At 68.4% G+C, this 7443-nt stretch carries 6 protein-coding genes; 3 read left to right on the plus strand and 3 right to left on the minus strand.

What is annotated here, in order from left to right; translation table 11 throughout:
* The first annotated feature begins 48 nt into the window (after nucleotides 1-48).
* From EV647_RS30640 to EV647_RS30650, 3 genes are read left to right on the plus strand one after another with little or no spacing between them, the layout of a single operon-like run.
* Nucleotides 49-408 carry a GntR family transcriptional regulator gene (locus EV647_RS30640; protein ID WP_134009050.1) on the plus strand — a complete coding sequence of 120 codons (360 nt, stop codon included), beginning with the start codon at nucleotides 49-51 and terminating at the stop codon, nucleotides 406-408.
* Nucleotides 408-1304: an ATP-binding cassette domain-containing protein gene (locus EV647_RS30645; protein ID WP_134009052.1), complete on the plus strand. Its 897-nt coding sequence runs from the start codon at nucleotides 408-410 to the stop codon at nucleotides 1302-1304. The genes EV647_RS30640 and EV647_RS30645 overlap by 1 nt, the downstream gene beginning before the upstream one ends.
* Nucleotides 1301-2068, plus strand: a complete 768-nt coding sequence (locus EV647_RS30650) for a hypothetical protein (RefSeq protein WP_134009054.1) — start codon at nucleotides 1301-1303, stop codon at nucleotides 2066-2068. Before EV647_RS30645 ends, EV647_RS30650 begins: the two co-directional genes overlap by 4 nt.
* Before the next feature lie 411 nt (nucleotides 2069-2479).
* Here EV647_RS30650 and EV647_RS30655 read toward each other — a convergent pair whose 3' ends face one another.
* From EV647_RS30655 to EV647_RS30665, 3 genes are all read right to left on the minus strand, one after another.
* Nucleotides 2480-5128 carry a glycogen debranching protein gene (locus EV647_RS30655; RefSeq protein WP_238177466.1) on the minus strand — a complete coding sequence of 883 codons (2649 nt, stop codon included), beginning with the start codon at nucleotides 5126-5128 and terminating at the stop codon, nucleotides 2480-2482.
* Nucleotides 5129-5172: 44 nt separating this feature from the next.
* The gene (locus EV647_RS30660; RefSeq protein ID WP_134009056.1) at nucleotides 5173-6177 is read right to left on the minus strand and encodes a LacI family DNA-binding transcriptional regulator; all 1005 of its coding nucleotides are present in this window, start codon (nucleotides 6175-6177) and stop codon (nucleotides 5173-5175) included.
* A gap of 74 nt (nucleotides 6178-6251) precedes the next feature.
* Nucleotides 6252-7034: an LLM class flavin-dependent oxidoreductase gene (locus tag EV647_RS30665; protein ID WP_134009058.1), complete on the minus strand. Its 783-nt coding sequence runs from the start codon at nucleotides 7032-7034 to the stop codon at nucleotides 6252-6254.
* Nucleotides 7035-7443: the final 409 nt, after the last annotated feature.

A 7443-nucleotide genomic window follows, 5' to 3' on the forward strand; every position in this document is an offset into this window, starting at 1 on the left:
CGCTATGGTTCGTTGCTCAAGTAATGAACCGAGGAAGGGGGTGGAGTGGTGTTCGACGACCGGAGTCCGATCTACCTGCAGATCGCGGAGCAGATCAAGAACGACATCGTGACCGGCGCGCTGGCCGAGGGCGAGCAGGTGATGTCGACCAACCAGTACGCCGCCTTCTACCGGATCAACCCGGCCACCGCCGCCAAGGGGTTCGCCCAGCTGGTCGACGACGGCGTCCTCTACAAGAAGCGCGGGATCGGCATGTTCGTCGCGCCGAATGCCCGCGATCTGCTCCGCACCGGCCGCCGCGACTCGTTCTTCGCCGACGTCGTCGACCCGATGATCCGTGAGGCCAAGGCGATCGGCATCCCCCTCAAAGACATCCTCCAGCACATCCGCACCTACGGAGAAGCCTGATGACCGCCGCCCTGACTGTCAGGACCGAGGATCTCTCGGTCCGGTTCGCCGGTGTGCCCGCGTTGGACCGGCTCGACCTGCGTCTCGCGCCTGGGAAGATCCACGGGCTGCTCGGCCGGAACGGGTCCGGCAAGAGCACGCTCGCCGCCACGCTGGCCGGGTTCCGGCGGCCCGACGAGGGGCGGGTGCTGATCGAGGGCGGTGACCTCGGTGCGGCGCAGGAGCCGTACGAGAACGCGGTCGTCACGAGCCGGGTGTGCCTGATCCGCGAGTCCGGTGACCGTCCGGACGCCGTACCCGTCAAGCACGCGGTCGGGCTCGCGGCGGCGCTGCGCCCGTACTGGGACGCCGACCTCGCCGGCGAACTCCTGGACCGCTTCGAGGTCCCGCTGAACAAGAAGATCCAAAAGCTCTCCCGCGGTAAGAAGTCCGCGCTCGGCGTCGTCCTCGGTCTCGCCAGCCGCGCCCCGTTGACGATCTTCGACGAGAGCTACCTGGGCATGGACGTCCCGTCGCGGAACCTCTTCTACGACATGCTGCTCGCGGACTACGCCGAGATGCCGCGGACGATCGTGCTCTCAACCCATCTGGTGAGTGAGGTGAGCGCGATGCTCGAGGAGGTCGTGATCCTCGACCAGGGCCGACTCGTCACCCAGTCGCCGGTCGACGCGCTCCGCGGGCGTGGCGCCTCGATCGTCGGTCCGGCCGCGACCGTCGACGAGTTCACCGCGAGCTTCACCGTGCTCGCGGAGGAACGGCTGGGCGGCACCAAGTCGACCACGGTCCTCGGCGACCTCGACCCGGCGCTGCTCGCACAGGCGACCGCCGCCGGCCTGGAGATCGGCCCGGTCGGTCTCCAGGACCTGTTCGTCCACCTCACGGGGGTCAAGTCATGAGTACGGCGGTCCAGACTGGGGCGACGTTGCCGCGCGGGATCACAGACTGGCATCGGCTCAAGCACGTGCTGCGGGCGCTGGCGATCGGTCTGCGGCCGATGCTGCTCGGCTACTGGGCGGTGATGGTCCTCGCGTTGTTCCTCGTCGGGATCGTCATCCAGCTTCTGTCCGGCGGCGTCACCAGCAGTGCGTGGGACTACGGCACCCAGTCGCCGAAGTACTTCTCGATGGCGGTCGGCATCACCGTCACCCCGGCGTACTTCGCCTTGCTGATCTCTCAGGGCATCACCCGCCGGATGCTTTCGGTTGCCGCAGGCATCTATCTCACGGGTGCCGCGGCGGCCACCGCGCTGCTGTGGGTGCTGGTCTACCAGGTGGAACACGTTCTGTACGTGTGGCAGGACTGGCCCGGCAAACTGACCAACCCGCACCTGTTCACGAGTACGTCGCAGGTCGGTCTGGTGTTCATCGAGTTCTTCCTGCTGATCGTCGCCCACGAGGTGACGGGCTGGCTGCTCGGCATCACCTTCGTCCGGTTCGGATTCTGGCGCGGCATCCTGCTGCTGCCGCTCGCCCTGGTGCCCGCGGCGGCGGCCGAGTTCCTCCTCGTCGCTCAGTGGCTCGCGGACGTGCTGAACAACATCGGGTACCACCGTCCACCCCTCGCGGTCGCCGTACCGTCCGTCCTGGTGGTCAGCGTGCTCGGCGTGTACGCCGGGTACCGGCTCCTGCACCCGATGGCAGTCAAACCGCCTAAGGGCTAAGGGGGTTATGCACAGGGGCTGTGCATAACCCGGACGGTTTCTGTGGATGATTGCGGTCCCACTGTGGACGACCGAAACTGTTGCCTGTAAAGGGTTGTGCCGGGACTGCCGACAGCGGTAGAAAGGTCGACACGCTGCTTCGATCGAAGCGGCGGGTCGAACGGAAACCGAGGGCCCTCGCGGTGGGGATCCCCACCGAGGTAGACCGGTGACGGGGTCTGCCGGCCTCCACGGACCCGTATCGGGAAGCTGGAGACGTCACTTTCCTTCAGCTGTGCGGGCCCCTCCGACTCATACTCGGAGGGGCCCGCCTTCTCGTTGCGCATCAAGACTCCGCAGTACCGGATTCCCGGGCATGAGAAGGCCGGCCGGTGTGCTAAACGTTTGCGCACCGGCCGGCCCTCGAGAGATCTACTTCAGCGTGATCGTCAGGAGCGTGTGCGCGCCGCTCGCCGGTACCCGCACCTCCGTCCCGCGGCTGGTCGTGACCAGCTGGTACTGCGCCGCGTGACCGTCGACCGCCACACTCCGCACCTGTGCGCCGGTCGGCAGTACGGCGCCGACCGTGAGCGCCGCGTCGGTGTTCTTCGCGGTCACCTCGGTCGACAACGCCTTACCTGTAAGGCGTGCCGACACATCGACCGCCCCGCGACCGACCCGGATGTTGCTGCCGGCCACCTTCTGCTGGCCTTCGGGAAGTTGCGGTACGACGGCGATCCGCCCGTGTCCCAGATCGGGATCGACGCCGAGCTGCTGGTGGATCACCGGCCAGAGGATGCCGTACGCGCCCCAGGCCTGCAGCGTCATCGAGCGGTCGTAGAACGGCCGGCCGATGTTCGCCGGCGAGTCCGGCGACGGAGCGATCTCGGGCATCGCACCGGGCGTCTCCCAGACCGACGGGTCGAGCTGGATCCGGGCGTTGCCGGTGGTGTACCGCTGCTGCTGCGTCGTGCCCAGGCGGCCGAAGTTGCCCTCCGCAACCGCCATGATCGATGTGTTCAGACCGAACATGGTGCGCTCGCTCTGGACCGTCGAGACGACCGGGTCACACGTGTCACCGCGGTTGCCGCCCGCGGCTGAGGTCGGGCCGGTCCCGGTATGGAAGAGGCCGAATTCCCCTGTGTAGCAAGAGGTTTCGCGCTGGTCGAGCGCGATCTTCGCGTGCTCGGCCGACGCCAGCGGCGACGTCTGGCCGGGACGGGTCAATACCGCTTCCATCGGCGTGACGCCGATCCAGTGCCGCTGGAAGATCGGGGTGTTGTCGTTCGCCGGGTTGGCCGGGTCGTCGACCGAGTCGGCGTACCCCTTCGCCGCCGGTACCCACCATTGCGCCTCGAACTTGGACTCGAGGTCGTTGGCGCGGCCGGTCGCCCACTGCTGCACCTGCGTGTCGTGCTTGGACGCGGCCAGGTCGGCCAGATCCCGCAGACCGCGGGCGAGGTACACGGTGCTGTCGAGTTTCTCGACGCCCATGCCCGCGCGCTCGACGTTCGCGAGTCCTTCGGGCCAGCCGTCGTTGTCCTTGTCGAGGGACTTGTAGATGTACTGCAGGTTCCGGACGCTGAAGTCGTACATCTCGTCGCGGAACTTGTTGTCACCAGTCCAGCGCCACAGCAGTGCGACCGTACTCGGGAACTTCACCGTCTCGTCGGTGTTGCCCGCGCTCTGGTTCGAGCCGAAGTACACGTCGCCGGTCGGTGTCACCTCGTGCGCGACCTTGCCGCTGCGGTTGTTCAACAGGTCACTGACATCGCGGAGCGCCCGCAGGTGCTCCTTCACGGTGTCGAACTGTCCGGCTGCGACTGCAGCGAAGGCCGTGTACTCGCCATCGGTCGCGAACAGCCACGGATAGTCCGGGAAGCCGGCGCCGAACCAGCGGGCGGTCGGCACCGTCCCGACCGGCGCCGGGTAGTCCTTGCCTTCGTTCACGTCCCGGATCTGCAGGTTGCGCGCCTCCTGCACCGAGTCCGCGAGGTTCTGCTTGCTCCACTCGACGCTCTGCTGCAGTAAACGGTCACCAGGAAGGTCCACTGCAGATTGCGCATCGATCTGGTGCCGCGCGGAAGTCTTTGCCCGCAGCAACTTGTCCGGGTCGCTCAGCGCCTTGCCGTACTCGCGTTCCGCGGCCCGGCTGCCCTGGTCCGATCCGGCCACGGCGAACCAGATCGTCTTCTGCTGACCCGCGGCCAGCGGTACGTCGTACGTGAGCCGGCCGCCGGTGCCCTTCCCGACGAGCGAGTCGTCGCACCGAGCAGGCGTCGTACCGTCGGCCGGACACGTCACCGCCGGGCTCTGCGGTCCGCGGTGATCCGCGCCGAGCTGGTGGCTTGTCGGACGCAGGGACGATCCGACGAACGCGGCGTAGTCGTGCGCGGTCGCGTTCGGGTACGACGGGGTGCCCTGCTCGCGGAAGCGGAGCGCGCCGTCGCTGAAGTCGCCGGTGTCGGGCAGATTCGCGTCCGCGGCGCTCGGAGTGGTCCAGCCCCACGGGTACGGCTGCATCAACTCGGAGTGCGCGTCGACGTCGAGCTTGACCGTCTTCGCCGTACTCGAGCTCAGGGTGAGTCCGACGAGCGTCGCGCGGATGCCGTCGGGGACGAAGTCGGTACGGCGTACGTTCACGGATCCGGAGTAGTCGATCCGGCTGTAGCCGTGGCCGCTGGTGTACTTCGCGGCGGGCACCTGCTTGCCGAGCCAATTGCCGTCGAGACCGAACCAGATGCCGTCCAGGAGCTTGATCGGCTGCGACCAGAAGCCGCCCATCTCACCGCGGATGTGCCACCCGGCGGCGGGGTAGAGACCGGACTCGTCGCCCATCGCGTAGGCGCGGTCGCCGACGACGAGCGAACGCCGATCGGTCAGGCGGGTGGTCTCGGAGAGTTCGGACGGTGCCGTCGCCCTGGTTGCGGTGGTACCGGATGAGCCGGCGGTGGCCGAGGCGGTGCCGGCCAGCACGACGGCGGTGGCCAGCAGGGCGACACCGGCGATCTTCCGCATCGGTTTCCGGCCGGGTGGGGCTGCACCACGTCGGCGACTTCGGTTGGTCGGATAGGGAGTCATGGCGGTTCCTCCTTCTCGCGGCGCCCGGGGAGAAGCGCCGAAAATCAGCCAGGGGCCGAGCTGCCCCTGATCACCAGTTCTGGCCGCAACAGGCGTTCGACCGGACTCCCGTTGCTGGAGCCGGTCAGGATCGTGATCAGCTCTTCGGCGATCTGGTCCATCGGTTGCCGGAGGCTGGTCAGGCCGGGGGACACGACCTCGGCGAGCGGCGAGTCGTCGAAGCCGGTGACGCCGACGTCGTGGCCGGGGATGAGGCCGCGGCGGGTGAGCTCGCGGAGCGCGCCGAGGGCGAGAATGTCGCTCAGGGCAACGATCCCGTCGACGGTCCGGCCGGCGTCGAGCAGCCGCGCGGTGGCGCGAGCACCCTCCTCGATGCTGTCCTCGCGGCACCGGACGGTCAGCCCGGTCGTCGGCAGACCGAGGTCCTTGCACGCGTCGCGCCAGCCGCCGACCCGGTCCTCGCCGAGGCCGGACGACTTCGGCCAGCCCAGGAAGGCGATCCGGCGGCGGCCGCTCTCGTACAGGTGCCGGACCGCCATCGCGGAGCCGGCCGCGCCGTCGACATCCACCCACGGGCCGGGTTGCGTGGTTTCCTTCCACACCCGGCCGAAGCTGACGAACGGGATGCCCTGTTCCTTCAGCCAGCCGTGCCGCGGGTCGTGCGTCTCGGTCTGCGACAGGACGAACCCGTCGACCATCCGGCGTGCGTGCAGGTCGTCGTACGTCGGCATACCGTCGACGCCGCCCGGTGCGGTGAAAAGCAGGATGTGCCGGCCGGTGCGCTCGGCGGCGGCGCAGAGGGCGTGCAGGAACTGGTCCATCACCAGGTGCGTCTGGTTCGGCCAGCTCGGCACGCAGTACCCGATCAGCTCGACCGCGCTGGTGCGGAGGCTGCGGGCGTTACGATTGGGCCGGTAGTTGAGCAGCTCGATGGAGCGGTTGACCCGTTCGAGCGTGTCCGCGCGCAGGCGGTGCGGGGCGTTCAGCGCGTTCGACACCGTCTGCACGGAGACCTCGGCGTGGGCGGCGACCTGCTTCAAAGTAGCCACAGCGACCTCCCACGGACGTTTTGAACGTTAAAAACATCGGCAGTCTCTCCCGAGGCCGCCGCGCTGTCAACGGTTCAGAGCACCGGAGGGCCTTGCTCGATGATGGCTCGCGTCTCGGTGACGGACAGCGGCGGGATCCATCGCCCCCACCACGTCGCGCCGGCTTCCGCGAACGCGGCTGGATCCCCGCCGCTCACCTTCACCTCGAGGTCCCGGCCGCCGTCGGCACGTAGCGCGCGGACGTCGTCCGGCGTGATCTGCTGGGGTGCGTCCGTGCTGCCTTTGTACGCGCAGGAGCCGTCCCAGCGAAGGATCCGCCGCCGTACCGACGGCACGAGAAAGTTGCCTCCTACCCAGATCGGGATCCTCGGCTCCTGCACCGGCCGGGCCGTCAGTTGCGCGTCCTTCAGCGTGTAGTGCTTCCCGCTGTAGGTCACCGGCTGCCCGGTCCACAGTTGGTCGATGACCGCGAGCCCTTCGTCGAGCATCTCCGCGAGCACCCGCGGATCGTTGCTCTCCATGAACGGGTCCCCAGGATCCCCGATCCCGACCCCGAGGATCATCCGGCCGCCGGACAGCTGATCCACCGCCACCGCCTCCGCCGCCACCTTCCACGGCCTCCGCCTCGGCAAGGGAGTGACGGTCGTCCCGATCCGGATCCGCTCGGTGGTCATCGCCATCGCCGCCAGACAAACCCATGGATCGTACGTCGGCTGAGACACATCCCCCTGGTAGACCAGATAGTCCTCCAGAAACAACCCGTCCCACCCCGCCCCCTCCACAACCTTCGCCAACTCCGCGAGCCCCCGCGGATCCCGCCCGACCCCCACAGCCCCCACTGTCACCGAAAACCTCATGCCTCGACGCTAACCCCACCCACCGACACCCCACGCCACCCGCCCTGCCCAGAGGACAGCAGGCTCTCCTGCCCGATCTCGCCTCCACCGGCTGCCCGCTATGTAGGCGGTGATTGCCCGATCCGGGCTCATGCAACAGGCAATGGTGGGTCCGCACCTGCTATTGCCAGTCCCCACTCCCCACCGCCTGTCCCCACTCCCACCTCCCCGCCGCCACCCCACCCGTCGCGCCCACCGCCACCCACCGCCACCCCACCCGTCGCGCCCCGCTGCCGCCCGCCGTCGCCGCGCCGGTGGGCCACCCCACCCGTCGAGCAGACGACGGGTTATCCGGCTCTTCTGCTGTATGTGTGGGTGATTTGAGCGTGCCTGGAGTGGCGCACGCCGTTCTCTGTCTAGGTTTCTGAGC

The sequence above is a fragment of the Kribbella sp. VKM Ac-2566 genome (genome assembly GCF_004366005.1).
Taxonomy (GTDB): Bacteria; Actinomycetota; Actinomycetes; order Propionibacteriales; family Kribbellaceae; genus Kribbella; species Kribbella pratensis.

Excerpts from the sequence above, each read along its gene's own strand:
- EV647_RS30655 (WP_238177466.1), bottom strand. The coding sequence starts at position 5,128 with ATGACTCCCTATCCGACCAACCGAAGTCGCCGACGTGGTGCAGCCCCA.
- EV647_RS30665 (WP_134009058.1), bottom strand. The coding sequence starts at position 7,034 with ATGAGGTTTTCGGTGACAGTGGGGGCTGTGGGGGTCGGGCGGGATCCG.
- EV647_RS30645 (WP_134009052.1), top strand. The coding sequence starts at position 408 with ATGACCGCCGCCCTGACTGTCAGGACCGAGGATCTCTCGGTCCGGTTC.
- EV647_RS30650 (WP_134009054.1), top strand. The coding sequence starts at position 1,301 with ATGAGTACGGCGGTCCAGACTGGGGCGACGTTGCCGCGCGGGATCACA.